The following is a 26,026-nucleotide window of genomic DNA, read 5'->3' as shown; positions in this document are numbered from 1 at the left end:
GTGTCGGGTGGTAGTTTCATTTTTTGGGTTAAAGAGCTGATAGCTGGATTCACCCCTGATGAGTGGACAGTTATCGGCGTACTTGGCTCTTTGTTTTTTATGGCCCTGACATTTTTGCTTAATGCTGGCGTCAAGATTTGGGATCGCCGCCACGGCTATAAACCGGATGGTGAGTAATGGCCTCGACAAAAAGCAAATTAAGCGCGGCTGTCCTGGCTCTGATTATTGTTGCAGCACCGGCCACCATAATTCTTGATCAGCTTTTGGATGAGAAAGAGGGCAACCGGCTGGTAGCTTATCCAGATGGAAAGGGGATTTGGACTATTTGCCGTGGTGCTACTCAAGTTGATGGCAAACCGGTAGTGAAAGGGATGAAGCTGTCAGCTGATAAGTGTGCTGCGGTGAATCAGTTGGAGGCTGATAAGGCTATAAGCTGGGTAAAGAAAAATGTCCGGGTACCGCTGACTGAACCACAGATTGCAGGTATCGCTTCGTTTTGCCCCTATAACATCGGCCCAGGCAAGTGTTTCACCTCCACGTTCTATAAAAAACTCAACGCTGGCGACCGTAAAGGTGCATGCGCTGAAATCAAACGCTGGGTATATGACGGCGGCAAGGATTGCAATATTCGCTCAAATAACTGTTACGGGCAGATAGAACGCCGAGCGCAAGAAAGCGAGCTGACATGCTGGGGGCTGGATGAATAAAGCCATTGGGATACTCATTGCTGTGCTGGTGGTTATTGTGTCGGCTCTATTTTTTAACAATTACCGCCTCTCAAATAAGGTCGAAAAAACGGAAGCGAAGCTGGTAGCAGAGCAAAACACAAACACGGTTCTGGGAAACATCATTGATGCATACCAGGTGAATGATTCTGCAAATAGAGCCGCCACCACCCGACAACTCGAAAACGAGAGGAAGTTACGCAATGCCAGTGAATTACAGGTTGCACGGTTTAAAGCAGCTGCGGCGAGTGATGATTGTTCTATCAAGCCTATGCCTGGTGATGTCATTAACGTCATGCGCGAATAAGCCAGCTAAACCGCTTGTTGCCGAACCCGCACTATTATTGCCCCCAGAGTCAGCGCTTACCCCTTGTGAAGTTCCAGAATTTACCGGTATTACATGGGGGGATGGCGGATTGTATGCGATGGAATTAAAGAGAGAACTACGAATCTGCAAAGGCCGGCTTGATGAGGTTATCGACTGGCGGCAGAGAGTAGGGAGTAAAACTTAACCCTCAAATAAGGAACAGCAGATGCATAAGCTACAGGTAAGCATTATCCCTCCCACGGAGAAACAGATTAGCGAGGTAACTGATAACCTATTGCGCAAATATGCAAAGGTGAAAGCCACTCCCAAGAATCTGAGCGCCATTTCTCGCGAAGCAACCCGCCGCATCCGTAAGCTGACGATAACGAATGTCGATATCGTGAGAGCCTAATTAAGGGTATTTGTTGAGAGTTATCAATAATACCCACTATAAAACTAGCGCTGATGATTCCACCTGCTAACTTAATAGTTCTATTTATCAAAAGGGGATTGCAATGTTAGAAAGTTACTTTGGAATTGATTACACCGATGAACAGAAAAAGAGACTCCTTGCTGTACAGGCAGCGCTAGAAGTAATTCAAACATCAGTAAGCGCATCCACTGCCTATCAAGGCGTCAGTAAAGTTAAAATTGAGGTGCAGCACGCCTCTGATGAGGTCGGCAAACTTGCTGACGCCATTCAAGCTGCTTTAGGTAAGTAATCTCTTCAAGTATATGAATATACAATCAACCAGCTTCGGCTGGTTTTTTTACGCCTAAATATCATCACAGAGCAACCTAACAAGGTTACTGTGTAATGACACTAAGGGAACATCATGGCAAAAGACACTGACTGGAGAGGCATAGAGCGTGACTACCGTTCCGGCGCTCTTTCCATCAGAGAGCTTGCCAAGAAATACGGTGTAAGTGATACAGCGGTAAGGAAGAGGGCAAAGGCTGAGGAGTGGCCCAAACATGAACAGGTTCGCAATGTAAGTTCGCAGGCAATAAGTGCGAACCAAAATGAGAACCTGCGAACCAAACGTAGAAAACCAACGGTTCACGTTGAAAGTGAAATAGATTCAGAATACCTGGTAGATGGTAGTGACGAACCAGAATTCACATTAAAACCTGAGGAGTACGGGCTTAATGATATGCAGGCTCGTTTCGTGAGTGAATACCTGATCGACTTGAATAGCACGGCTGCATATAAAAGGTCTGGCGGCAAAGGAGAGGGCAATACGGCTTACGTTAACGCTTCACGCATGTACAGGAATGCTAAGGTTAGCCGGGCCATTCGCGACGCATTGGATGCTAGGGAAAGGCGCACCCAGATTACCCAAGATGCTGTACTGAAATGGTGGTGGGATATTGCCACAGCCGATGCTAGCCAAATTACTGAGCTACGCCGTTTGTGTTGCCGACATTGCTGGGGATTTGGTTATCAATATCAGTGGCGTGATGCTGTTGAGTTTGAAGAAGCCCGATTGAAAGCGGTGGAGAGCAAAAAGCGAGAACCATTAGACGTTGGCGGTTACGGTTTTGATGCCACGCTTGATCCTAACCCTGATTGCCCGCGTTGTAATGGTGAGGGGGTTGGGCGTACTCACTTTCATGATACGCGGGATCTGCGCGGTGCAGCTCGTCGCCTGTTCTCTGGAGTGAAAGAGGGTAAGTTTGGTATTGAGGCAATTACCCGCAATCAGGATGAAGCTTTGAAAATGGTTGCCCAACATTTGGGAATGCTGAAAAACAAAACAGAAATTAGTGGCCCTGATGGTGGCCCGGTTAAAACTGAGACGGTAAATATGACCCCAGATGAAGCCGCCGAAGCTTATCGCAAGCTTATGGGCTGATTGTGGTAAACATCCAGAAATAACCCGTTAGCTTGATAAATCCTCTATGCAAAATGGAGGGTGTTTTATGCATGGTTTATGCACTCAATTATCTAACACTCTGACACGTTAACCCTGACAAATAAGCCTCTCACGCTGCTTGTTCGATGAGTGCTGTGCGCTCGATGCGGGTAACGGTCATTATGTTAAAAAGTCCCGAAATTCACACATTTATCGAGTAAAACCCAACATGCCTATTCCGTTCCCTTTTGACTTCAAAAACCCGGATTACATGCAGGTTTTTGAGTGGCGAATGGAGCGATTGCAGCGCATTCGTCAGCAGCCTGAAATATTACCGATTATGAGAGCGTTTTATAAAGATAACCCCGCTCAGTTCATAATCGACTGGGGTATGACAGTTGACCCCCGCAACGTTGAGCGCGGATTACCTGCCCGTATCCCGTTCCTCTTATTTCCAAAACAGGAGGAGTGGATCGAGTGGTTTGTCGATCGCTGGCGTAATGCTGAACCGGGCATTACAGAGAAAACCCGTGACATGGGTATGTCTTGGTTAACGGTTGGCATGGCTTCCTCGCTTTGCCTGTTTAACCGTGGCGTGTTCGCTGGGTTCGGCTCTCGCAAAGAAGAGTATGTCGATAAAATCGGTTCACCTAAATCGCTATTCGATAAGGCCCGTAACTTCATATCTCTGCTGCCCACTGAGTTTCGTGGTGGTTGGAGCCTAAAACAGCATGCACCGCACATGCGTATCTTATTCCCAGAAACTGAATCGGCCATGACTGGCGAGGCGGGGGATGGGATAGGGCGCGGTGACCGCACCAGCTTTTACATAGTCGATGAGTCAGCGTTCCTGGAGCGGCCTTATCTGGTCGATGCGTCATTGTCTGCGACAACCAACTGTCGGCAGGATGTATCAACGCCAAATGGTATGGCTAACTCATTCGCTGAACGGCGGCACAGCGGCAAGATTAAAGTATTCACCTTTCACTGGCGTGATGACCCGCGCAAAGATGATGCCTGGTATCAAAAGCAGGTTGAGAACCTCGACCCCGTTACAGTGGCGCAAGAAATTGATATCAACTACAGCGCCTCGGTTGAGGGCGTATTGATTCCGTCCGCATGGGTGCAGGCGGCAATCAACGCGCATGAGGTGTTGGGTATTGTGCCAACTGGCCAGCGCTTAGGTGCTCTCGATATCGCTGACGAGGGTAAGGACACTAATTCGTTTGCTGGTCGTCATGGCTTCTTACTTGAAAGCATCGAAGAGTGGTCGGGTAAAGGCGATGATATTTTCGGTACCGTACAGAAAGCCTTTGATATTTGTGATGCGCAAAACCTCGAAACTTTCCGCTTTGATACCGATGGATTGGGAGCTGGTGCACGCGGTGATGCTCGGGTTATCAATGAACAACGAGAAGAACAACGCAGACGGCATATCGTCGCCACGCCGTTCCGTGGTAGCGGTGGCGTAACCGACCCAGATGATGAGGCGGTCCCCGGCGATAACGGACAGCAAGGGAGGCTTAACAAAGACTTCTTTGCTAACGCCAAAGCGCAAGGCTGGTGGAGTTTGCGCACCCGGTTCCAGAAAACTTATCGGGCAGTTAAGGAAAATATGGAGTTCGATCCCGATGAGATTATCTCTATTCCGAAAGACCTCAAAAACCTGACCAAATTAACTTCTGAATTATCGCAACCTACCTACTCAGTTAATGGCGTAGGGAAAATTGTGGTGGATAAAAAACCTGACGGCACCAAGTCACCTAACCTGGCGGATTCAGCAATGATTTTATATGCACCAATGGATAACGCGCTGGATATCTGGCTACGGCTCGGGGGGGCGTAATGTCGAGAAAACGTAGAACAGGCAAGGCGTCATCACCGCAGAGAACCACCGATAGCTATCAAAACCTCACCGCTCGCTATGGGCTGCGCACCGAGAACCAGAGCGCGGATTATAGCTACCAACCGAATTGGACGTCTCGCAACCGCCAACTGATAGAAAACGCTTACCGGTCGTCATGGCTGGTGGGCGCGGCGGTTGACACTATCGCTGATGATATGACCCGTAAGGGGATTAACATCACCTCTAAGATGGCACCGGATGCCAAGATGCGGATTGAGGGGCGCTGGGAAGAGCTATCACTCTGGGATGCTATCAACGATACGATCAAATGGTCACGACTGTACGGTGGCGCAATTGGTTTCATCATGATTGACGGTCAAGCGCCTGAAACCCCTATGCGGGTAGAGACCATCGGTAAAGATGCGTTTAAAGGCTTGCTGGTGCTCGACCGATGGATGGTTAACCCAACCATCAGCGATAGAGTGACAGAAATGGGTCCAGATCTCGGCATGCCTAAATATTATCAGGTGGTGACCACGGGCAGCGGCATCCCAAGTATGAAAATACACCACAGCAGGGTGATCCGCCTTGATGGTGTTGGTCTCCCATACCAGCAAAAGCGAACAGAAAACGAATGGGGCATGTCGGTTATAGAGCGGCTGTTTGACAGGTTGCTAGCATTCGATAGCACCTCGACTGGCGCGGCTCAGTTGATTTTTAAGGCGCACTTACGCACCTACAAAATCAATAAGTTTCGTGAGCTGGTCGCCATGGGGGGCAAGGCATTTGATGGGCTAATGAAAAGCATGGACATGATCCGGCAATTCCAAAGTACGGAGGGCCTCACCCTCATGGATGCGACCGATACGTTTGAAACCCACAGTTACGCATTCGGTGGTCTGTCTGATGTGATGGCGCAGTTTGCCCAACAGATAGCCGGTGCCATTGGTATCCCGTTGGTGCGTTTGTTTGGTCAGTCCCCTGCGGGGTTCTCAACCGGTGATGCTGACCTGGCTAACTACTACGACAATATCGGTACTCAACAAGAGCGTCGTTTGCGTCGTCCACTGCGCCGATTATTTCAAGTGATCCACCACTCCGAGTTTGGTACGGCACTGCCTGACGGCTTCTCCTTTGATTTCAACCCTCTTTGGCAGATGACCGAACCTGACCGGGCGACTGTGGCAGAGCAAACCGTCAATACTATCAATGCTGCAATGGACTCAGGCTTGCTGACGTTACAGGGCGGCATGACTGAACTCAGGGACAAAGCAGGCATTATCGGTATCGGCTCAAGCATCAGCGATGAGGATATAGAGAGTGCGAAAGACATCGACCCGCCGAACCTCGGCGAAAACGCAGATCTCAACCCGCCTGAAATCACGGCGCGCAGAAATCCAATATCAAACGCAGCTACGAAAGATAGCGCGAATGGTCGGGGATATCGTAAATGGTACTTACGATGGTTCTAATGATTCTGTTTATAACGTTATGGATAGCCTTAACCGTTATTCAGACCTGATTGACGGATGGGCCAGAACCACCGCCAGCAAGATGTTTGATGCTGTTAACGCAAAAGACGTCGCGATGTGGCGCAGTAATTCGCAGGAAATATCCGTTGGTTTGCGCCAGATAGTAGAAAACACATCAGTGGGGCAGGTAGCGCGCAGTATCGTTGAAGAACAGATAAAACTCATCAAGTCACTGCCATTGCAAGCCGCTGACCGGGTGCAAGATATCCATAATCAGGCGATAGAGGCGGTAATCAACGGAGGGCGGTCCGGACCATTTGCTAAAGAAATAGCTAAATCTGGCGATGTGGCAGTATCTCGCGCCAACATGATCGCCCGTACAGAAATAGGGCGGGCATCAACGGCACTAACTCAGGCCCGTTCGCTCTCTATCGGTTCCAGTGGTTACATCTGGCGCACAGCCGAGGATAGCGATGTCCGTCATTCACATCAGAAAATGGAGGGTAAGTTTGTTCGCTGGGATAACCCGCCAACTCTTGACGGCATGACGGGGCATGCGGGTGCATTACCTAACTGTCGTTGTTACTGCGAAGTCATCATTCCGGAAAGATAACCCATGCAATATTTCTATAACTCCCGCCTAGGGGAGACACGCTTCACCATGAGCGACGGTGGCCTATTGTGCAAAGACGTGCCAATAGGCCGAACCGGGGTACAGCTTTATGGCGGTGAAGAGCTGGACGATATCGAACCTGACAGTGACGGAGAAATTCTCGTTGAAAGGTCTGAGGCGGATGTTTTTCGCCCTGAGACACTCGCCAGCTTTGAGGGAATGACGTTCACAGTTTCCCACCCCATCGAAGATGTCACCCCTGACAACTGGGGGCGCTATGCCGTTGGACACGTTCAAAACGTCAGGCGCGGAACCGGTGACCAATCAGATTTAATGATCGCCGACATCGTGGTGAAGAAGGCCGAAGCAATATCGGCAATTCTTGACGATGGTGTCGATCAGATTTCGGCTGGCTACGATGCCGAATATCAGCAAACCGCCGTAGGCAAAGCCCGTCAGCACGACATTATAGCTAACCATGTTGCCCTCGTACCTACGGGACGCGCAGGGAAACGCTGTTCAATTGGAGATAGTAAACGTATGACAACCAATAACACCTGGCTAGCTAAGCTACGCCGAGCAATTAAAACCAAAGACGCGGCAGCGATGGAGGAGGCAATGGAAAGCGTCCCTACTGAGCTGACTAATGATGAAGGTACTGGCGAATTGCCAAAGGCCATCAATATCACCATTAACCCGCAACAGCCGTTACCGAAACAGGAACCTGAATTAGATGCTATAGCGACTAACGATAGTGGTGATATCGAAACCCGTGTTGCTGCTATGGAGACGACCTTAGCTGCGATTCTGGAAAAATTGGGTTCAACCACCGACTCCGATCCGGATGAGGAGGAAGAGGGCCGACGTATTACCAGCGATGCTGCTTATCATCAGGATGTTGTTTCCCGTGCTGAATTGATTGTACCTGGCATTAAATTGCCAGAGGGTGGAAAGCTGGCATCCTTTAAACGAACTGTATTGGATGCGGCGTTTAAAACCACCGAGGGCGAGAAATTGCTGAAAGGCATTGTTGGCGATAAGCCAGACTTTGCCAAGATGCCGAAACTCTCCCTTGATGCGGCATTCATTGCCGCCAGCGAGATCGCCAAGGGCCGCAATAACATTCAGTTGAACCACCGAACCACTGATTCTGCTTCTCCAAATCGCCGACCTACCGCCGCCGACCTCAATAAACAGAACGCCGCGTTCTGGGCTAAAAAAGGAAACTAATTCATGACAGCATATTTATTCCGGATGCCTGCGGGCATTGCCGGGGCCGTTTCGCGCCCTCAGGATCTGACTATTGAGCCGGTACTGATTAATACGGCCGATCCATTTATCCAGTACGGGCTGGCCGGTAAATTCAGTGGCAATTTCTTTGTACCGCTGGAAGAGGACGATACCGCAGACAAAATCGTCGGCATCTTTGTCCGACCATTCCCTACCACATCAACGCCAGACAAAGTGCGCCAAATCGGTACCAGCAACAACTTCGCTGGTGATGCGCTAAAGCGCGGTTACATGTCGGTCAATATTGGGGCTACAGCTGCGGGTGTGACTAAGGGCGCGCCTGTCTACATCCGTATCGCTGATGCTACCGACGCTAGCCCGTTGGGTTCTGTGCTGGCTACCGCGATTGCTGACACTACCGTAGTGCTACCTAACGCTTATTTCACGGGTGCCGGTGATGCCGCTGGTAACACTGAAATCTCTTACAAGATTTAAGGAACAATCAATATGATCACTTACGACAGCCAGCGCACCATTGATGCCAGCGGCGCATTCCTCATCGGGGAACTGGAGCGATTAGACCCAGAGATTAACCTGCCGTTGGTGGGGACAACTTACACCCGTGACATTCAATTTCGTGAAGATGTGAATATTGCTGACGAGATCAGCTCATTCACTAAAACCGGCTTTGGTGTTGCTGGTACCGGTGCCAATCCAAAAGGTAAGAACTGGGTTAGTCAGGAATCAACGGCACTCGCAGGTGTTAATGTTGATATCGATAAAAAAGGTTTCCCGCTGACCTTGTGGGGGATGGAGTTGGGTTGGACAGTGATTGAATTAGCTGCCGCTCAACAAGTGGGCCGTCCAATTGATACGCAGAAATATGACGGCATGGTGTTGAAATGGCATATGGATGCCGATGAACAGGTTTATCGCGGTGATACCGATCTGGGCGTAAAAGGTCTGGCCAACTACAACGGTGTGGCGATTGGTAATGCGGTGAAACCGTGGTTGACCTCGACCGTTGCGGAAATTCGCGATTCCATTAACAAGGTGCTTTCCGATGCATGGGCTGCATCTGGCTATACCGTAGTACCGAAAGACCTGCTGTTACCACCTGAGCAATACGCTTATCTGGCGCAGGTTATCGTGTCTGATGCCGGTAATCAGTCATTGCTAACCTATTTGACCACGAACACTATCGCTTTCCATCAAAACGGTATTCCTCTGAATATCCGCGCGGTGAAGTGGCTAAAAGGTGCAGGTGTGGCGGGTAAAGATCGGATGGTGGCCTACACCAACGACCGTAAATATGTGCGATTCCCATTAGTGCCGCTGACCAGCATCCCGATCCAGTATCGCGGACTGTGGCAGCTGGTGACCTATTACGGGAAGTTGGGTGTGGTTGAAGCCCCTTACATCGAAACGCTGGCTTATTTCGACGGCATTTAATAACTCTGATGGCCTCGCAGGAGGCCAGTAAGGTGAAATGATGAAAATTGCAGTACACACCCCTTTTAAATTGTCCCTGCCTGGACAGCAAGATATCGCCTTTCTCGTTGGCACTCACACGGTCACCAAAGACGTTGCTGAGCACTGGTTCACTCTGGCACACGCGGAGGTTATTGACGGCGAGATTGAACAAAGTAATACCGACCTGCAAGCGTCCATCCTTGAGATGCAGAAGCAAATCGATGATCAAGTTCTGGAACTTGCGGCGCGTGATCACACCATCCTTGAGATGCAGAAGCAAATCGATGAGCTGACTAAGCCGAAGGTGAAAGTAAATGGCAAGGAACAAAAACCTACCGACACCAGCGCAGTTCAGGACTGATTTCCCTCAGTTTGAGAATGAGGCCCGATACACGAACACCGCAATACAATTCCGCTTATCGCTTGCTGACAACCTTCTTGATGAGAACCTGCTAGGTAATATGTTCCCCTATCTGGTTGAGTTATTTGTCGCTCATTACATGACATTGCAAGCGAAAGACATGCAATCGGCGGCGCTGGGCGGTGCTAGTGGAGCAACGAGTGGTGTAGCGGCTTCTAAGAGTGTCGATAAGGTTTCGGTGAGCTATGACAATAGCGCCACGCTGAACCCTGACGCCGGATTCTGGAATTTCACCCGCTACGGCGCTGAGTTCTACCAGATCATCCTCATGTTTGGCGCTGGGGGGCGGCAGCTATGAAAAGCGGCTTAAAGGTACGGGTAGATAAAACAAATGATGTGCTGGCGGCACTTAAGGCCATCGGTAATAAGGATGTGCTGGTGGGTATTCCCGAGTCAACTAGTGGACGAAGCCCAGAGGAGGGAGAGAAGGTAACAATAGGTAATGCTCAAATAGGTTACATAAACGAGTACGGCTCTCCCGCTCAAAACATCCCAGCGCGGCCCCATCTGCAACCTGGCGTTCAATCTGTACAGGATAGGACGATAGAAAAACTCAAGCAGGCAGCGCAGGCCACATTTGATGGTAACTCAGGGGCTGCAGATAAAGCACTTAATCAGGCGGGGTTAATCGCCAGCAATGCCGTCAAGCGCTACATGACTGTCACCAATCTCGTTCCTTTGGCTGATAGTACGATCGCAGCAAGGGCTCGGCGTGGACGAAAGGGCGCAGCAAGGGAATTAGCCCGACGAGCAGCAGAGGGAGCCATTATGGATAAGAATGACTCTGGTCAGTTAATCAGTAATACCAACGCTCGCCCACTGATTGATGAGGGGCAGTATCGCCGCGCCATGACGTATGTTGTGAGGAGTAAAAATGCCAAATCTTGATGTTACTGACGTGCTGTTTGATCCGGACTTCTGTGACATGTCACTGGTCGTTAAACGAAACATTCAAACGGTTGATGCTGACGGATTCGCCACCAATACCGTCATTGAAAAGGGTTTCGCGGGTGTGGTTACCATAGACCGCTCGCTTGAATCGCGCCGGATGATGTCAGGGAATGTTATTGGTGGTGCAATTCTTATTGTGACCGTCGAGAGATTGACCCAAGGACAAACGGGGCGTGATGCCGATATCGTGACCTACCAGAATCGTGATTATCGTGTGACGTTTGTTGACCCCTATACGGCGTATGGTGCGGGATTCGTTCAGGCGCACTGTGAACTCCTGCCGTTCGATGGAGGGATTCCCATTGAGCAACAACAGCAGTAATGAGGCTGGATGGCTAACGCCAATCGTTGAGGGCCCCTCATATGATGAGGCACTGGAGCGACAACTTAGCCAATGGTTGAGGGGAGTCTCCGGGTTACCCGATGGTTACGTTCGCCCACGATGGACCGCAGTCCAACCCCCAATCATGGAGGCTAATGTTAATTGGTGTGGTTTTGGGATTATTGACATACCCGACGATTCCGGCCCAGCCTTTGAGAACCAAACAGAAAACAGTACCGAGTTATGGCGACACGAAGAAATAGAATGTATGGCGAGTTTCTACGGCCCTAGTGGTCAGCGTTATGCAGCCCAATTTCGTGACGGTCTGACAATCACCCAAAATAACGACGAACTGGTAACGATGGGGCTTTCTCTGGCCCGATGCAGTCACATTACGCCATTTCCTGAACTCATTAATAACAAATGGGTACGTCGTTTCGATATCACCATCAAGTTACGCCGCAAAGTGATACGCGAGTACGGCATTAAATCGCTGACCTCCGCACCCGTTAAATTCTTCGGAGAATAACCTCATGTCGCAGGGATTACCTGTTTCTAACATCGTCAATGTGACGGTGAATATGGCTGTGCGTGCTGCCATGGCTCGGAACTTTGGTTCCCTGCTGGTGGTTGGCCCGTCGCCTGTTATCGATGCTCACGAACGCCTGCGCAGCTATTCCAGTGCGACGGATATTGCATCTGACTTTGGTCTGGATGCACCAGAGTATAAAGCCGCGAATTTGTATTATCAGCAGTCACCGCAACCGATTGATTCCTATGTTGGGCGCTGGGTGAAAGAAGATGCGGCCGGATTGTTGCGCGGGGCGATTTTGAACCCGACGCAGCAGCTTATGGCTAACTTTACCGCCGTGGTAGATGGTTCGATGAAAATCACGGTAGATGGTACGGTCAAGACAGTAACTGGCGTTGACTGGTCAGCGGAAACCAACCTGAACGGTGTTGCGGCGCGTGTGGCTGATAAGCTCACCACAGCAACCGTTATCTGGAATGGTAGCCGCTTTATCATTACATCCAAAACCACAGGCAAAGATTCGGCAGTAGGTTATGGCTCAGCTAATACCACAGGCACCGATATTTCTGCACTGATGGGATTGATTGAGAGCGCCGGAGCGCTGCCCGTTCAGGGCTTGACGATGGAAACCATTCAGGCGTGTATTTATAAACTGGCCGATATGTCTACCCGCTGGTATGGGCTGATTATTGCTGACCCGTCATTGAGTGATGCTGATGTGGTCAGCATCGCCTCATTTATCCAAAGCGACGATGTATCACGGATTTACGGCCACACCACGCAGGTAACCTCTGCGCTGGATGCAGACATTGATACGGATATCGCCAGCAAGCTTAAGTCGGCAAATTATGCTCGTACCCTGGTGCAGTATTCCAGTTCCAGCCCGTATGCCGCTGCCTCTATCTTTGGTCGTGCCTTTACCGTGAACTTTAACGGCAATAACACCACCATCACGCTGAAGTTTAAACAACAGCCTGGCATTACCGCTGAATCACTTTCCCAGTCGCAAGCCAATGCGCTGAAAGCGAAGAATTGCAATGTGTTCGTCAATTACGACAACGACACGGCAATTATTCAGGAAGGTGTGATGTGTAATGGCGATTTCTTTGATGAGCGCCACGGCCTCGACTGGTTGCAGAACTACGTACAGAACAACCTCTACAACCTGCTATTTACCAGCACCACCAAAATCCCACAAACAGATGCAGGCGTAACCCGTTTGCTAGCCAATGTAGAGAAATCACTGGATCAGTCGGTCACTAACGGGCTGGTGGCTCCCGGTGTATGGGGTGGTGATAGTTTCGGCGTGTTGGAAACCGGCGACACCCTGACTAAGGGATATTACGTTTACGCCCCACCAGTGGCATCACAGGCACAGGCTGACCGCGAGGGACGTAAAGCGCCGGTGATGCAGTCCGCAATCAAGCTGGCCGGTGCTGTTCACTATGCCGATGCCATTATCAATGTTAACCGCTAAGGAGCTGATGAATGTCTACTTATAGCTTTATGGACTTTACCGCCTCTATTGTTGGTGTGGGCGGCTCATTCGATCTGGGTTATGGCGCAGCCGTGGCCGAAGAGGGGATCACCACCTCAATGATCGAGAATAAAAACACCATGACCATTGGCGCTGACGGTGAGGGGATGCACAGCTTACATGCAGGTAAAGGCGGCACGGTGACGGTAAATCTGCTGAAAACCAGTCCGACCAATCGGAAGTTATCGGTCATGTATAACGCACAATCTCAATCGAGTGCAACGTGGGGCAATAACATCATTCTGATGCGCAACACTGCCAGCGGTGACACGTTTGCGGCGCGTGGTTGTGCGTTTCAAAAACAACCCGATTGGCAGAACGCCAAAGATGGCGCAACGGTGCCATGGGTATTTGACTGCATCAAAGTCGATCAGCTGCTGGGTACTTTTTAAGGAGTAATTAATGGAATTCACGATTAAAGGTATCGAGTACCGCTCTCAGAAACTCGATGTATTCGCACAATTGAAAGTATCCCGTAAATTGCTGCCTTTGCTGGCGGGCATCCTCAAAGACCTGCGAAGCGGTACCGTGACGATTGAAACGGCTTTACCCAGTATCGCCCAGTCACTTTCCGATATCAGCGACGAGGACTGCAACGCCATTATTCACCCTTGTTTAGAGGGGGTGTCGCGCAAGCACGGCAGCGCCTATACCCCGATTTTCACCAATAACGCACTGATGTTTGATGACATTGATCTGATGGCTATGTTGCAAATCGTCGGTCGGGTGGTGGGTGATTCAATGGGAAATTTTTTGCACGAACTCCAAGAGAGCGCACCAGCGGAACCGCCAGCGGCTTGATGCTGGATACCTTGCCGGGCGGGGAGGATTTTATCTTGCGCCCGGTAAAGCATCAGCTCACGACCATGGGGGAAATCAAAAGCGGGAATATCGACTTACTCGATATTGCATTGTTGAATGATTACCTCGATCTGGAGGCTGAGAACCAGGCGAAAATAGACAAGTGGAGATCCGATAAATGAGCAACGCTGAAACCATTAAGGATTTCCTGGTCAGTCTTGGCTTTGAACTGGATGAGGCGGGGGAGAAGAAATTCTCCGCTGTGGTCGCCGGCGTCACGGCCAATGTACTGAAAATGGGCGCAGTGGTCGAAGGGGCAGCGTTGGCCGTTGTTGGTTTTACCACCAAGATTGCTGACGGTCTGGATAAGGTTTATTTCGCTTCGCAGCGTACGGGCGCATCGGTGGCGGGTATCAAGGCGTTAGGTTATGCCGCTTCGCAACTTGGCGTAGATGCCGCATCAGCACAAGGCTCACTCGAAAGCCTTGCTCGATTTATCCGTAACAGTCCGGGGGCCGAGGGTTTCCTTAATCGACTTGGCATTCAGACTCGCAGCGCGAACGGCAGTATGCGCGACACATCAGCCATTTTTACCGGACTCAGTGCAAAACTGAGCAGCATGCCGTATTACCGTGCTAACCAATACGCGCAGATGCTGGGTATTGATGAAAATACGCTAATGGCAATGCGTAAGGGGCTGGGGCAGTTCAGTTCTGAGTATGCGCTAACCGCTAAAAAGATCGGCTTTAATGCTGAGGTTGCTGCCAAACAATCTAACCGCTTCATGACGTCCATGCGTGATCTCTCGATGACACTCGGTCAGGCGAGAGACAAAATAGGTTCAAATCTGGCTGATGGGCTGGCGGGGGATATTGATTCTCTGCGTAAGCAACTTCTGGATAACTGGCCGAAGATTGAAACAGTGTTGATGAAAGTTATTAAGGGCGTTCTATGGGCGGGGGATGCGGTTACGCGCGTATTATGGCGCACCGGTCAGGCGGTCGGTGATGTCATCAACTGGTTTAAAAAGCTAGACCCGATAACGCAGCAACTCATTATGTTGTTTGGCGGCTTGCTGCTGGCATGGCGTTTACTCAACACTGCGTTCCTGACATCGCCAGTGGGCATTGTGCTCTCGCTGGGCGCGGCGATTTTTGCCCTGTATGACGACTATAAAACATGGAAAGAGGGCGGTAATAGCCTGATTGATTGGGGGCAGTGGGAACAAGAAATAAACGCTGCGCTAAAAGGAATGGATGAGTTAACTAAATCCATTAAAGGCGTTGGCGTTGAGGTTGCTAGGCTACTCAACATTAATCTGAAAAACTGGACGCTAAAAGGTGACATCGAGAACCTGACGAAGCAATTCGGCGAGTTCGGCAAGATGTTATCGATGATCGGTGACCTGATTAATGCATTGAAAGAGGGCAATTGGGGTGAGGTGGCCAGGATAGGAAAAGCGTTGTTAAGTCAGGGTAGCGATCAGCCAGATGCAATGCCCGCCGTAACCGATAGCGCGAATAGCGCCGCCGATTGGGTTAAAGATAAAACCGGGTTTGACCCTAGAAGCGTTGGCCGGTGGTTGCGCGGTGAAAGTAATGGGACGGAGCCGGACCAGTATGCACAGTCAGTAAAAAGGCCAACCGCGTCAGCGTCAGGCGCAGCCCTTTTAGGCTGGCTGCAACCCACCCTCACTAAGTTAGAAGCATTAAATAACCTACCAGCGGGTTTGTTGCGCAGTGTGGCGATAACGGAGTCTGGTGGTAATCAATTCGCTATCTCTGGTGCGGGCGCTAAAGGGCTGTTTCAGTTCATGGACCCGACAGCGAAAGATATGGGACTTAAAGGCAATGATGTTTTCGACCCCGAAAAATCAGCCGCCGCCGCCGCGAAATATCTGAGCATGCTTCTGAAGATGAATGGAGGCGATCTGGATAAAGCACTAGCCTCCTATAACTGGGGAATTGGCAATGTTCAGAAGCACGGTTTAGACCTGATGCCCCGAGAAACCCGTAATTACATTCCGAAGGTGCGTAGCAATATGCCATCTGGTGGGTTACAGCAGGAAACGAACATCTATATATCCGGTGTATCTGATCCGGTATCTGCAGGTAATGAAGTCGCCGGCAGGCAGACCGGCGTTAATGCAAAACTTACTCAGCAATTAAGTACACCAACCCGATAGGAGGGTGAATGGATATTCTTTCTGCCCTCTTTCGGCAGCAAACGCGAAAAATTGGGTTGCTGGTACCCAGTGTGATTATCTCTGAAAAGCATCAAGACGCACTGGAGATAACAGAACACCCCGTTGAGGTTGGGGCCGCAGTTAACGATCACGCTTATAAGCGCGCCCCTGAGGTGACAATGGAGGTGGGTTTTGCCGGTGGCGGTTCATTGCTGGATTTTGTGGATACCTCAACCATAGGGTTAAGTCTGGGTAAAAGCCCGGAGGAGGTTTATCAAGAACTCCGCGATTTACAGGAAAGCAGACAGCCATTCGATGTCATTACCGGTAAGCGAAAGTATAGCAACATGCTGATCCGTGGCATTGAGGTCACAACCGATAAAACCAGTGAAAACGTGTTGATGTGCGTTCTTACCCTACGTGAAGTCATTATGTCTCAAACTGAATCGGTCAAAGTGGCCGACAAAGAAAACATGCAGGAAGGGGTAAGCACTTCGGCTATGCAAAATACCGGCACCAAAGCACCGGCCCCAGCAAACAATTCACTGTTAAAATCTGGTCTTGATTGGGTAACGGAGAACTTTAAATGAATGTTCAAGAAATCCCGTTAACGGCCAATAATCAGTTTTTTAATATCACCCTTGGAGAAATCTCACTTAACCTGCGCCTGGTCTATCGTGATGTCGCAGGCTGGATAATGGACGTGAGAGATAGCGGCGGTGCTGACATGCTTTGCGGCGTTCCGCTGGTGGTTGGTGTTGACCTGATTGAGCAATATCCTGATCTGGGTATCAATGGTGTTTTTGCTGTGCTCAGTGATGATAGCCGGGAGGAATACCCGACAAAAACCAACCTTGGCACCGGTAGCCATTTATATTTTGTGCAGAATAGCTAAATCAATCCACGCAATTTAACCCGCCACTGAGCGGGTTTTTTTATGAGGTTTTCATGAGTAAGAATTGGATACGCCACTTTGAATTGATGCTATTGGATAATGAAGGTAAGGGGATTAATTTCACTGATTTTAAAGTGACGTTTAATATTGAGTGGTACAACACTTCATTCCCTCGAACTGCCATCTTCAAGATTTATAACCTGTCACAAAATACCGTGAACCGGATCACCGGTACCGAGTTCTCAAAGTTACGATTGATAGCCGGTTACGATGGTTCAACCTCACCAGACGGCCAAAAGGAAGATGCTAACTTCGGTGAGATTTTCTCGGGTGATATCCGCTATACCATTACCGGCAGAGATAACCCCACGGATACTTTTATTTTGATTCAGGCTATTGATGGTCATAACGCATTTATTAACGCCACAATAAACCAGACTGTAGCAGCGGGTTATACCGTGGCCGATATTAACAATCTGCTTATGCGTAACCTTGCCCCGTTCGGTATAACTCAGGGGATCATGCCGGAAATGCCACCCACGGTATTCCCACGCGGTAAAACTATGTACGGCATGACGCGGGATTATCTGGATAACGTCGCCAAGCAATGCAAAGCCACTTGGCAGTTTGTGAACGGCAAAGTTGATATGGTACCGAACGATAAGTATGTGCATGAGGCCATTGTACTGAATAGCAATACCGGCTTGATTGGCATGCCACAACAAACCATTGGATCTGGTGTTAACGTTCGTTGCCTGATCAACCCTAACATTCGCTTAAATGGCCTCATTCAACTAAACCAAGAGTCAGTATATCGTGCGACGCTCTCCAGCCGCGATGTTCAAATGTCAGGCGGCAGGCTTGAAGATCAAAACGATAATGGCAACGTGACCGTAAACGGCCTTGTTAACCCACCGGCCAGCATTGCGACCGATGGTGTGTATATCGTCAGGGGGATTAGCTATACTGGCGATACGCGCGGGAACCCGTTTTATATGGACATGATGTGTGAAGCGCGGGGGGCTAAGGATTTGGTAACTAATGCATCGAGAGAAAGGGGACTGTAATGAAGTTTTTGTGGGCACTAATGTTATTCATCGTTTTGCCGGCCTCAGCTGCTATTCAGTGTGGTGGTTATCGCCTGACTGGTGATGGCATGACAGTTATTAATGGTGAAACTGTTACCTCACAAAAAGTCACGTACCTTGGTGCTAAAGGCGATGATACGCAGATGAAAATGGATATGGCTATCATGCCTGCCCGTGATGGCAACATGTACGGCTTCCAGTTTATCAAGCGTGATGGTAAATCATGGCTCAACGTTCAACTACTACAAAATAATATGGATGCTATAAAGATAATCGGTTCGTTCCCATGTAAGAAATTGCCAGATTAAGGGTAATGTCAATGAAGAAACTGTTGCTTTGCATATTAATTCTTTTCCCGATTAGTTCTTTCGCTAATCAACCCATGCAGTTCAAGTGCGGAAATAATATTTTTTCAATACATGTGAATGCATCGGAAACCAAACATGCCGTGCTTATTAACAATGAACTCACCGAGAATGTAACTGTTGATGAGTATTCATACGGTGATCTAGGTGATGCATTTGTTATTACGTTTGATGTGTGGGGGGCTAACGGTGGAATGCACAATCATTACACGACGATATTCCCGAAAGATTCAAAATCAATCAAACAAGTAGTACAGCTACTAGATGCAGATAATCGTCCTCGCGGTGATGCAATAAATAAAACATGTTCAGTTATTAAATAAAGTTGCCTGAATTTAATTCTCGAACCCGCCACTGAGCGGGTTTTTTATTGGAGTTTTTCCATGACGGTATCAACAGACTCCCGTTCGGGAGAATTAGCCGAAACACTGCGAACATTACAATCATCAGTATCGTCTCAATTGCGCGTATCGATGCCGGGGATTGTTCAGTCCTTTGATGCTGACAGCGTGACTTGCGACATTCAGATCGGCATTAAAGGCGAATCAGGCGGGGAATCAACAAACCTCTCGGTGCTAACTAGCGTTCCGGTTGTATTCCCGCGCGGTGGTGGTGTCACCATGACATTCCCCATTAAGGCTGGGGATGAGTGCTTATTGGTTTTTGGTGATCGGTGTATTGATTTCTGGCACCAGTCAGGCGACATACAGGAAACTGTTGATGAGCGTCAGCATGATTTATCGGATGCGTTCGCCATCATTGGCCCCCAGTCACAGGCAAAGAAAATTAGTGGCATCAGTACCAGCGCCGCGCAGTTCCGTAGTGACGATGGATCAACCTACTTTGAAATAAATCCGACGACCAAGAAAATTAAAATCGTGGCACCTGGTGGCCTCGATGTGGTGACACCTAAAGCGGAATTCTCCGCTGAGGTTCTGGTTAATGGCTTGTTTACATTCCTTGGCGGGCTGGTGGGGAGTGCGGCGGCGGGCGTTTCTGCGAAAATCACTGGCGCTATCGAGTTTGTCGGCACCCTGACCTCTAACGGCAAGACGATTGACGATACTCACACCCACAAAGACGTGCAGCCAGGAACCGGTAACTCAGGCGAGGTAAATTGATATGCGCTATCGCAGAGAGGACGAGAACGGCGATTACACATTCGGTCAGGGTGATAACACCTTCCTTATTAACTCACCGGAGGCGGTCGCTCAGGCGGTAAAAACCCGCTTTGAATTATGGCGAGGCCAGTGGTTTTTAGATTTAACTGAGGGTACGCCCTATATTCAGTCAGTACTCGGTAAGCAACGGTCTGATGTTTATATCCTGGCTATCCGTGAGCGTATTCTTGATACGCAGGGCGTTAGCGCAATTCTGGAATTTGAAGCCAGCTATACCGGCGAAAATCGTCGTGTCACTTTCACCGCAACAATAGACACTATTTACGGCACCACCACCGTTACCAGCGAGGCATAAATGTTAAACCTTGATACGTTAGGGCTGAATGCAATTGTCAGCGCTACGGGGATAACTGCGCCCGATTTTGAGACCATCCGCAGCACCCTTGTCAGTTATTTCCAAGAGATTTACGGCGGTGACAGCTATCTGGATGCTGACAGTAAAGACGGGCAGATGGTCACTCTGTATGCGCTGGGAATCCACGATGCTAACAATAGCGCCATTGCGGTATATAACTCGTTTTCTCCGGCAACCGCAGTCGGAAATGGGCTTTCCAGTAATGTAAAAATTAACGGCATTAAGCGGGACAAGGAGACCAATTCAACTGTTGATGTGCTGATCACCGGCAATGTCGGGTTAGAGATTACCAACGGCGCAGCGCGTGATGCTGATGGTGTTCGGTGGGATTTACCGGCCAGCGTGATTATTGGTCTAGATGGCACGGCAACTGCTACGGCGATTTGCTCGGTACCGGGCGCAATTGTCGCACTGGCCAATACCGTAAAAGAGATAGCGACACCGACGCGAGGCTGGTTAACCGTCAATAACCCAACAGGCGCTACTCTGGGTAAACCGGTAGAAGTAGATGCGGAGTTGCGTGTCAGGCAGGCAGTATCAGTGGCGCTACCGTCACGTACGGTGCTGGATGGTATCTTAGGGGCTATTGCGGGCATCAGTGGCGTTGAGCGGTATCGCGGCTATGAGAACGACACTAGCATTACCGATGGCAACGGAATACCCAGTCACTCGATCTCTATCGTAGTTGATGGCGGTGATGCGACAGAGATCGCCCAATCCATTGCATTGAAAAAAGGCCCAGGCTCGGGGACATATGGCACCACCACGATCCCGATTACGGATAAGTATGGGATTGTTCACCCGATTAATTTCTTCCGCAAAGGTACCGTACAGATTTATGTCAGATTAGAAATTAAGGCGCTACAGGGCTATACCTCATCAATCGGTACCGCTATTAAAAACTCAATAGCGGAATATATTAATGAAATAGAAATTGGCGATCCGGTACGTATTAAGCGACTTGATCTACCTGCGCAATTAAATGGCAGCATTGAACGGCTGACTTACGATATTACTTTGTTGGAAATCGGCATTTATCCTGTGGCGTTATCTGAAAACAACATTGAGATAGCATTTAACAACGCAGCAGCTTGTGTGCCGGAGAATATAACCTTAGTGGTGACCTAATGAATGAGACTAAATATCAACGTCTCATCACGCCATATCATAAAAAGAAGCCTAAGTTTTACGATCATATATCCCTAATCACCGCACCGTTCCTCGGTATCCAGCAGACGACAAATCAACTCACAAACGACTTTGATCTCGATAGCTCAATAGGCAATCAAGAGGATGCGGTCGGGCTATGGGTAGGTATTGGGCGAAACATCAGAACGCCAATCACCGATGTGTATTTCTCACTGGATACCGAGGGGCTTGGATTTGATCTGGGGAGTTGGAAAGGGCCATATGACTCGTTAACAGGCTTCACTCGATTGGACGATGAGACTTACCGCACGATACTTCGGGCAAAGATCCAGGCCAATCACTGGGATGGCACAGTGGAAACCCTCGGTGATATTTACCAGAGTATTTTCCCTGATGGGCGAACCAAGATTTTCGCTGTCGATAACTTCGACATGACCATGACTATTTACATTGCTGGCGAGCAAATCTCATCGGTGATGCGGGCGGTTATTGCACAAGGATATTTAGACGTTAAACCGGCAGGCGTAGGCGTCACTAATTACATCATTTCAACTGAGGCCGGTGCGTTATTCGGCTTCGATTTAGATAACGAATATTCCCGAGGGTTCGATAGTGCATCCTGGGGTTCACCATTAAGGGCAGCAAATGACTAATGAAATTCTCCCGTTCGGACTTGGCGTTGAATCGAATGTAATGACGCAAGAGCAATATGAGGCGCTGGCGGCGCGTTCTGGTGGTTTCTCATCGGGAGTCGCTAAGTCTGAGCAGCTAAATAAAATTTGGCGTCAATCCGCATTTGTGGCGTCCGTACTGGCTCAATTCATTGCGAACCGTTCAGCGCATGATGTACTGGATGATGGTGATACAGCAACGCTGCTAACAAATCTGGAACTGGCTATTAAGACATATGCTAACGCCAGCCTGCCAGCAGCATCAACATCTATCGCAGGTATTGCACAGCTAAGTAGTTCCATAACCAGCAACAGTGAAGCATTAGCTGCAACACCAAAAGCCATTAAAACAGTAAGTGATGCCACCTTAAAAATATCGAGCAACCTGGCTGAGATTGCAGCGGCTGGCCTGGGGGCGGTCAATACCACTCTCACCAACCTTGGTTTAAGCGACGTCGCACATTTGCCGCAATTAACTGGCGTGGTGGGAACTTCACGCAATGCGCGAATGTACATTCCGGCAACTTCGACAACAGCCACTTTCACGGCAGATGAATTAATCGTGCAAACGGCGTTAGGTGGGCTTCAGTACAAGCTAACTGGCTTCAACAAAACGATTAACTTGGCGACCACTGGCGCTGGCGGTATGGACACTGGCGCAGTTCCGGTTACGGGATTTGTCGCGCTGTATGCGATTTACAACCCATCCACTCAAGCCTCTGCATTGTTGGCTGTTAATACAACATCGGTGTTAGCTCCGGAGGTTTGCGCGGGGATTATGCCGTCAGGATATACAGCCTCGGCATTAGTTAGTGTATGGAGAATAGCGAGTAGTCAGTTTGTTATTGGGTACCAGGCGGATAGGAAAATAATTACGCCAGTTGTGCCAGTAACAACATCGACTAGTTTGCCTGCAAATTATGTGGCCCTCGGTCTTGCTGCTACTGTTCCTATTAATGCTAAATCGGTTAATGGTTGGGTAGGGATAACGACAACGGGCCCGGCAAATAATCAGATTTTTGTCGCGTCATCAGCGTCAGGGATTTATGAGCATTTGATTCAGTCGGCCCAGATAACAACATTAAACGCATCTCTACCTGAAATCCCCATCATTACCCCGCAGGCGGTTTATTATAAGGCGGCCTCAAACGGTACGGTGTCTCTATTCGTTATTGATATAAACGGGTACACGTTCTAAGAGAGGAAATGCTATGTATGTTCAATTTGCAGACGCTACTGAGGCAGTCATTATTAGTTATTTCTGCTGCCAGCAAGATCCAATTTATTATTCGTTCTTGGGAGAAGTTGAGGTGGATGACCCCCGCTACATAGTGTTTTATGAAAAGATGCCGGACTATGTTCAAGTGAGTTTACCTACGCCTATCTATCCATAACTGATATGGCAGGGATGCCAGTATAATAAATACAATACCGGGCTTAATGGCCCGGTCTATTCATCTACTTTATTAACTGACAGTTCACGCCTGAAACCAATCATCTGCACTTTCCCACGTCTCCTTCAAAATCTCCTGAATCACTTCTTTGTCATCAGGCATCCCACCTAGAACGGTTAATCCATCCGCGCCCGCAAATCTTACTTTCACGTCAAAATCGCTAAATTTCCGACTGAGGCGATTTGTTAACTCTTCTGTCAGAGCATTAGTGTAGCCAACCGGAAAGCTCTTCGCATTCAGCTTATCTATCGTCACTTCGACACGCAGCATAAATCCCCCTCAATTAAATATCGATAACTAGCCACTGATCTGCTTCATCAAACATTTCCTCAACCAGTCGGCTGAGGATGGCCTTATCACCTTTGCTGGCGTCGGTATTGATGCCATTCGCTTGCATGGGCTTAACCTTGACCTCAGCTTTAGGGAAGACACGGCGCACACGCTTGGTTAGTTCAGCCAGGATCAGCTCGTTGGCACCCGGAATCTCTTTCACGTTTCGCTTATCGTAAACCAGTTCAACTTTCATGATTTCACACCTCATTAAGTAACTGTGTTTTTATACAGTAAAGTGGTGGTGATTATCAATAGGGATTCATAATAGCGGGCTACCGTCTGACATAACCCGCTGATTATAAAGATCATAAAAAAGTTAATATATTATGAATATCATATCTAACTCATTGTTTTAACTTAAAACCAATGGCAATTTAAAATCCCTCGGCTTATGGCTGTGCGGGTTCAAGTCCCGCCCCGGGCACCATGGAAACAAATCTAAGTAAAACAAAGTAGTATGAGTATGTCGTTAACCGCCGAGAGGCGGTTTTTTTGTGCCTGAAATCACCTTTCATAATATCCCTTCATAATATTATTTCTGCTTTACTGGTCTCCTACCGCTGGCACTATCGCAATTTTACGATCATATCGTGCTGTTTGAGCTGCATTCTTGTGTCCTGATATCGCCTGTTTTTCGTAAAGCGATCCGCTTAAATCAGAGATTCCTTTTGCCTTCAAATCGTGAAAAGTGAAATTAAACTCTAATTCTGGATACTTCTCTTTTGCCTCCGCTTTGGCTTTCAGCCATCGGCTATTAAAACCATCTCTTGTATATCTGGCACCGGATTGTTGGTGGATAACAAAGATGCTGCTCATTCCTCTGTTTAACGGTAGTTGACTGGCGAGCTTTATAACTGCGGTTAAACGCGGTCCCCATGCTTTGATTTGAGAAATACCCGTTTTACTTTGTTGTATTAAGATCCCATCATCAATTAGTTGGTTCTTCTTCATGCCTAAAATATCGGCTTGTCGTGCACAGCATAAATATGCCAGTTCCATTGCGACCTGAACTACTGGCGGGGAAACTTGATAAAGCGCATCGTATTCTTTATTGGTTATATAACGTGTACGGCTGGTTTCTTTAAATTGCTTCACGCCTTTGCATGGGTTCATTTTCACCATCCCTCTCTCATAGGCCCATCGAAAGACACGGGATGTAAAGGCTTTTTCCCTATTAGCCTGAGTGCGACTTTTTACGCCACGCTTATCCATATACTTGCGAATATGCTCAGGTTTTATTGCATCTGGATGGACCTCGCCGAAAACAGATAATACTTTTACCGCATATTTCCGATAATCTTTCTGTGTCTCAACAGCTAGCTCTATAAAATCGGCAGATAGAAAGAATCGACTAACAAGCCAATTAAAGACATTTTCATTCTGTTTATCATTTATTAACGCCTCATACGCTGCCCATACTTGGGCCGGACTGGCATCGAATCCGCAGAGCCTTATCGTTCCCCCGAGCTTAGGCTTAAATTCAAATGCAGAACGCCCCCTGCATGTTCGTGGAGGCATCCAGTTGTCTTGTGGGTTACTGCGTTTTCTCCCCATTAATCTAATGCTCCGAAGTTAGGCTCAACAGATATTTCAGTCGCTGCTTTGGGGGTATGACGAAGAGATAGGGGATCTTGAAAATGGCCCCATGTAGTTTGCGGACGGCCATCTCTACGGATTATAAAAAATATCCCAGCATTTTTAAGTGCTTCACATTGCTTTGAAGGGATATGATACCCGGTCAGCTCAATCATCTCCTCTTTGGTGATTATGTCGTGGTCGTTTTTCATGGTCTTGCCCCTGTATCATTTGGGTTATTGCTCTGTCGGTCGCAGAACAGGCCCGCTGTATATCTTGGTCGGTGAGTTGCTGCTTTCGTACGCTGGCTGATAATTTACCGATCTTAATATCGAAGTCGGTCAATAGACGCTTGCCTGGTTGCCATTGCTGCATGATGGTTTTCCCTGGTGTTGGTTTACCATCATGCTAGCGCGGCAGCTTGATTATTTCTGATTAAGCAAAATCAACTTTTGGTTGGTACTTTTCTACGCCTCCAGCACCCCACAGCCAAACCGGTACCAAATGAAAACGCGGCTACAGCGCTGACCTCAGCCCCATAAATTAGAGTTAAGGCTGCTCCTGCTGTGATAAAGAACACGGCCAGTTGAGAACGGATCATTGCCTGGCCTCCTTTTCAGCGGTTGGCTGCGGTGGTGTGCTACTAATGCGCACATCAGTTGGAAAATCATAGTGAACATCACAGCGGC

At 48.7% G+C, this 26,026-nt stretch carries 37 protein-coding genes; 33 read left to right on the top strand and 4 right to left on the bottom strand.

Going from position 1 to position 26,026, the window contains the following annotated elements; genetic code table 11:
- The 33 genes from DJ58_RS0122105 to DJ58_RS0122090 all read left to right on the top strand — a co-directional run bounded on the left by DJ58_RS0122105 (position 1) and on the right by DJ58_RS0122090 (position 23,173).
- Positions 1–177: a phage holin gene (locus tag DJ58_RS0122105; protein ID WP_050504539.1), complete on the top strand. Its 177-nt coding sequence runs from the start codon at positions 1–3 to the stop codon at positions 175–177.
- Complete coding sequence (locus DJ58_RS00005) at positions 177–707, top strand: lysozyme (protein ID WP_004712509.1); 531 nt, start codon at positions 177–179, stop codon at positions 705–707. The genes DJ58_RS0122105 and DJ58_RS00005 overlap by 1 nt, the downstream gene beginning before the upstream one ends.
- Complete coding sequence (locus DJ58_RS00010) at positions 700–1,032, top strand: DUF2570 domain-containing protein (RefSeq protein WP_032912113.1); 333 nt, start codon at positions 700–702, stop codon at positions 1,030–1,032. The genes DJ58_RS00005 and DJ58_RS00010 overlap by 8 nt, the downstream gene beginning before the upstream one ends.
- Entirely contained in the window at positions 929–1,237 is a 309-nt protein-coding gene (gene lysC / locus DJ58_RS24175) for an Rz1-like lysis system protein LysC (RefSeq protein ID WP_425273839.1), read from the top strand. Before DJ58_RS00010 ends, lysC begins: the two co-directional genes overlap by 104 nt.
- A gap of 21 nt (positions 1,238–1,258) precedes the next feature.
- Positions 1,259–1,444 (top strand): hypothetical protein, encoded by a 186-nt coding sequence (locus tag DJ58_RS00015; RefSeq protein ID WP_032912112.1) that lies wholly within the window; start codon positions 1,259–1,261, stop codon positions 1,442–1,444.
- A gap of 103 nt (positions 1,445–1,547) precedes the next feature.
- Positions 1,548–1,754, top strand: a complete 207-nt coding sequence (locus DJ58_RS0122100) for a hypothetical protein (protein WP_004712507.1) — start codon at positions 1,548–1,550, stop codon at positions 1,752–1,754.
- A 114-nt stretch (positions 1,755–1,868) separates the two neighbouring features.
- Positions 1,869–2,888, top strand: a complete 1,020-nt coding sequence (locus DJ58_RS00020) for a terminase small subunit (protein ID WP_032912110.1) — start codon at positions 1,869–1,871, stop codon at positions 2,886–2,888.
- Between the two features lie 229 nt (positions 2,889–3,117).
- Positions 3,118–4,734 carry a hypothetical protein gene (locus DJ58_RS00025; protein ID WP_004712504.1) on the top strand — a complete coding sequence of 539 codons (1,617 nt, stop codon included), beginning with the start codon at positions 3,118–3,120 and terminating at the stop codon, positions 4,732–4,734.
- Positions 4,734–6,206, top strand: coding sequence for a DUF1073 domain-containing protein (locus DJ58_RS00030; RefSeq protein ID WP_032912109.1), 1,473 nt, complete (start codon positions 4,734–4,736; stop codon positions 6,204–6,206). Before DJ58_RS00025 ends, DJ58_RS00030 begins: the two co-directional genes overlap by 1 nt.
- Positions 6,166–6,819, top strand: a complete 654-nt coding sequence (locus DJ58_RS00035) for a phage head morphogenesis protein (protein WP_032912108.1) — start codon at positions 6,166–6,168, stop codon at positions 6,817–6,819. The genes DJ58_RS00030 and DJ58_RS00035 overlap by 41 nt, the downstream gene beginning before the upstream one ends.
- A gap of 3 nt (positions 6,820–6,822) precedes the next feature.
- A complete protein-coding gene (locus DJ58_RS00040; protein WP_004712501.1) occupies positions 6,823–8,049 on the top strand; it encodes a DUF2213 domain-containing protein in 1,227 nt (408 codons plus the stop codon).
- Positions 8,050–8,052: 3 nt separating this feature from the next.
- Positions 8,053–8,544 (top strand): structural cement protein Gp24, encoded by a 492-nt coding sequence (locus tag DJ58_RS00045; RefSeq protein WP_032912106.1) that lies wholly within the window; start codon positions 8,053–8,055, stop codon positions 8,542–8,544.
- Between the two features lie 12 nt (positions 8,545–8,556).
- Positions 8,557–9,501, top strand: a complete 945-nt coding sequence (locus DJ58_RS00050; protein WP_004712499.1) for a DUF2184 domain-containing protein — start codon at positions 8,557–8,559, stop codon at positions 9,499–9,501.
- Between the two features lie 37 nt (positions 9,502–9,538).
- Positions 9,539–9,883 (top strand): STY1053 family phage-associated protein, encoded by a 345-nt coding sequence (locus tag DJ58_RS22275; protein WP_004712498.1) that lies wholly within the window; start codon positions 9,539–9,541, stop codon positions 9,881–9,883.
- The gene (locus DJ58_RS00055; protein ID WP_032912104.1) at positions 9,837–10,241 is read left to right on the top strand and encodes a DUF4054 domain-containing protein; all 405 of its coding nucleotides are present in this window, start codon (positions 9,837–9,839) and stop codon (positions 10,239–10,241) included. Before DJ58_RS22275 ends, DJ58_RS00055 begins: the two co-directional genes overlap by 47 nt.
- Entirely contained in the window at positions 10,238–10,831 is a 594-nt protein-coding gene (locus DJ58_RS00060) for a hypothetical protein (protein WP_032912103.1), read from the top strand. The genes DJ58_RS00055 and DJ58_RS00060 overlap by 4 nt, the downstream gene beginning before the upstream one ends.
- Entirely contained in the window at positions 10,818–11,216 is a 399-nt protein-coding gene (locus tag DJ58_RS00065; protein ID WP_032912101.1) for a hypothetical protein, read from the top strand. The genes DJ58_RS00060 and DJ58_RS00065 overlap by 14 nt, the downstream gene beginning before the upstream one ends.
- On the top strand, positions 11,197–11,745 hold the full coding sequence (locus DJ58_RS00070; RefSeq protein ID WP_425273838.1) for a phage neck terminator protein: 549 nt from the start codon (positions 11,197–11,199) through the stop codon (positions 11,743–11,745). Before DJ58_RS00065 ends, DJ58_RS00070 begins: the two co-directional genes overlap by 20 nt.
- 4 nt (positions 11,746–11,749) lie before the next feature.
- Positions 11,750–13,225 (top strand): DUF3383 domain-containing protein, encoded by a 1,476-nt coding sequence (locus tag DJ58_RS00075; protein ID WP_004712493.1) that lies wholly within the window; start codon positions 11,750–11,752, stop codon positions 13,223–13,225.
- Between the two features lie 11 nt (positions 13,226–13,236).
- Positions 13,237–13,677 (top strand): DUF3277 family protein, encoded by a 441-nt coding sequence (locus DJ58_RS00080; RefSeq protein WP_004712492.1) that lies wholly within the window; start codon positions 13,237–13,239, stop codon positions 13,675–13,677.
- A 10-nt stretch (positions 13,678–13,687) separates the two neighbouring features.
- Positions 13,688–14,086, top strand: coding sequence for a phage tail assembly chaperone (locus DJ58_RS00085; protein WP_004712491.1), 399 nt, complete (start codon positions 13,688–13,690; stop codon positions 14,084–14,086).
- Positions 14,086–14,268 carry a DUF6889 family protein gene (locus DJ58_RS00090; RefSeq protein ID WP_032912096.1) on the top strand — a complete coding sequence of 61 codons (183 nt, stop codon included), beginning with the start codon at positions 14,086–14,088 and terminating at the stop codon, positions 14,266–14,268. Before DJ58_RS00085 ends, DJ58_RS00090 begins: the two co-directional genes overlap by 1 nt.
- A complete protein-coding gene (locus DJ58_RS00095; protein ID WP_032912095.1) occupies positions 14,265–16,271 on the top strand; it encodes a lytic transglycosylase domain-containing protein in 2,007 nt (668 codons plus the stop codon). The genes DJ58_RS00090 and DJ58_RS00095 overlap by 4 nt, the downstream gene beginning before the upstream one ends.
- An 8-nt stretch (positions 16,272–16,279) precedes the next feature.
- Positions 16,280–16,861: a phage baseplate protein gene (locus tag DJ58_RS00100; protein ID WP_004712489.1), complete on the top strand. Its 582-nt coding sequence runs from the start codon at positions 16,280–16,282 to the stop codon at positions 16,859–16,861.
- Positions 16,858–17,166 carry a phage baseplate plug family protein gene (locus tag DJ58_RS00105; protein WP_032912093.1) on the top strand — a complete coding sequence of 103 codons (309 nt, stop codon included), beginning with the start codon at positions 16,858–16,860 and terminating at the stop codon, positions 17,164–17,166. Before DJ58_RS00100 ends, DJ58_RS00105 begins: the two co-directional genes overlap by 4 nt.
- Before the next feature lie 53 nt (positions 17,167–17,219).
- The gene (locus DJ58_RS00110) at positions 17,220–18,233 is read left to right on the top strand and encodes a phage protein (RefSeq protein ID WP_004712487.1); all 1,014 of its coding nucleotides are present in this window, start codon (positions 17,220–17,222) and stop codon (positions 18,231–18,233) included.
- Positions 18,233–18,562, top strand: coding sequence for a hypothetical protein (locus tag DJ58_RS00115; protein WP_032912092.1), 330 nt, complete (start codon positions 18,233–18,235; stop codon positions 18,560–18,562). Before DJ58_RS00110 ends, DJ58_RS00115 begins: the two co-directional genes overlap by 1 nt.
- 11 nt (positions 18,563–18,573) lie before the next feature.
- The gene (locus DJ58_RS00120) at positions 18,574–18,942 is read left to right on the top strand and encodes a hypothetical protein (protein ID WP_032912091.1); all 369 of its coding nucleotides are present in this window, start codon (positions 18,574–18,576) and stop codon (positions 18,940–18,942) included.
- A 60-nt stretch (positions 18,943–19,002) separates the two neighbouring features.
- Positions 19,003–19,740, top strand: a complete 738-nt coding sequence (locus tag DJ58_RS00125; protein WP_032912090.1) for a Gp138 family membrane-puncturing spike protein — start codon at positions 19,003–19,005, stop codon at positions 19,738–19,740.
- Position 19,741: 1 nt separating this feature from the next.
- The gene (locus DJ58_RS00130) at positions 19,742–20,095 is read left to right on the top strand and encodes a contractile injection system sheath initiator (protein WP_004712483.1); all 354 of its coding nucleotides are present in this window, start codon (positions 19,742–19,744) and stop codon (positions 20,093–20,095) included.
- The gene (locus DJ58_RS00135; protein WP_004712482.1) at positions 20,096–21,283 is read left to right on the top strand and encodes a baseplate J/gp47 family protein; all 1,188 of its coding nucleotides are present in this window, start codon (positions 20,096–20,098) and stop codon (positions 21,281–21,283) included.
- Positions 21,283–21,957: a DUF2612 domain-containing protein gene (locus tag DJ58_RS00140; protein ID WP_032912088.1), complete on the top strand. Its 675-nt coding sequence runs from the start codon at positions 21,283–21,285 to the stop codon at positions 21,955–21,957. Before DJ58_RS00135 ends, DJ58_RS00140 begins: the two co-directional genes overlap by 1 nt.
- Complete coding sequence (locus tag DJ58_RS0122090; protein ID WP_080544690.1) at positions 21,950–23,173, top strand: phage tail protein; 1,224 nt, start codon at positions 21,950–21,952, stop codon at positions 23,171–23,173. The genes DJ58_RS00140 and DJ58_RS0122090 overlap by 8 nt, the downstream gene beginning before the upstream one ends.
- A 280-nt stretch (positions 23,174–23,453) precedes the next feature.
- Here DJ58_RS0122090 and DJ58_RS00150 read toward each other — a convergent pair whose 3' ends face one another.
- The 4 genes from DJ58_RS00150 to DJ58_RS00165 form a co-directional block, all read right to left on the bottom strand.
- The gene (locus tag DJ58_RS00150) at positions 23,454–23,699 is read right to left on the bottom strand and encodes a DinI-like family protein (protein WP_004712480.1); all 246 of its coding nucleotides are present in this window, start codon (positions 23,697–23,699) and stop codon (positions 23,454–23,456) included.
- 13 nt (positions 23,700–23,712) lie between these two features.
- Positions 23,713–23,955, bottom strand: a complete 243-nt coding sequence (locus tag DJ58_RS00155; protein WP_004712479.1) for a DinI-like family protein — start codon at positions 23,953–23,955, stop codon at positions 23,713–23,715.
- Positions 23,956–24,305: 350 nt separating this feature from the next.
- The gene (locus tag DJ58_RS00160; protein ID WP_004712599.1) at positions 24,306–25,316 is read right to left on the bottom strand and encodes a tyrosine-type recombinase/integrase; all 1,011 of its coding nucleotides are present in this window, start codon (positions 25,314–25,316) and stop codon (positions 24,306–24,308) included.
- Positions 25,316–25,549, bottom strand: coding sequence for a DUF4224 domain-containing protein (locus tag DJ58_RS00165; protein ID WP_032912188.1), 234 nt, complete (start codon positions 25,547–25,549; stop codon positions 25,316–25,318). Before DJ58_RS00165 ends, DJ58_RS00160 begins: the two co-directional genes overlap by 1 nt.
- Between the last annotated feature and the right edge of the window lie 477 nt (positions 25,550–26,026).

It is taken from the genome of Yersinia frederiksenii ATCC 33641, from assembly GCF_000754805.1.
Taxonomy (GTDB): domain Bacteria; phylum Pseudomonadota; class Gammaproteobacteria; order Enterobacterales; family Enterobacteriaceae; genus Yersinia; species Yersinia frederiksenii.
Note: the sequence above shows the minus strand (reverse complement) of the source record. Positions and strands in the feature narration are given on the sequence as shown.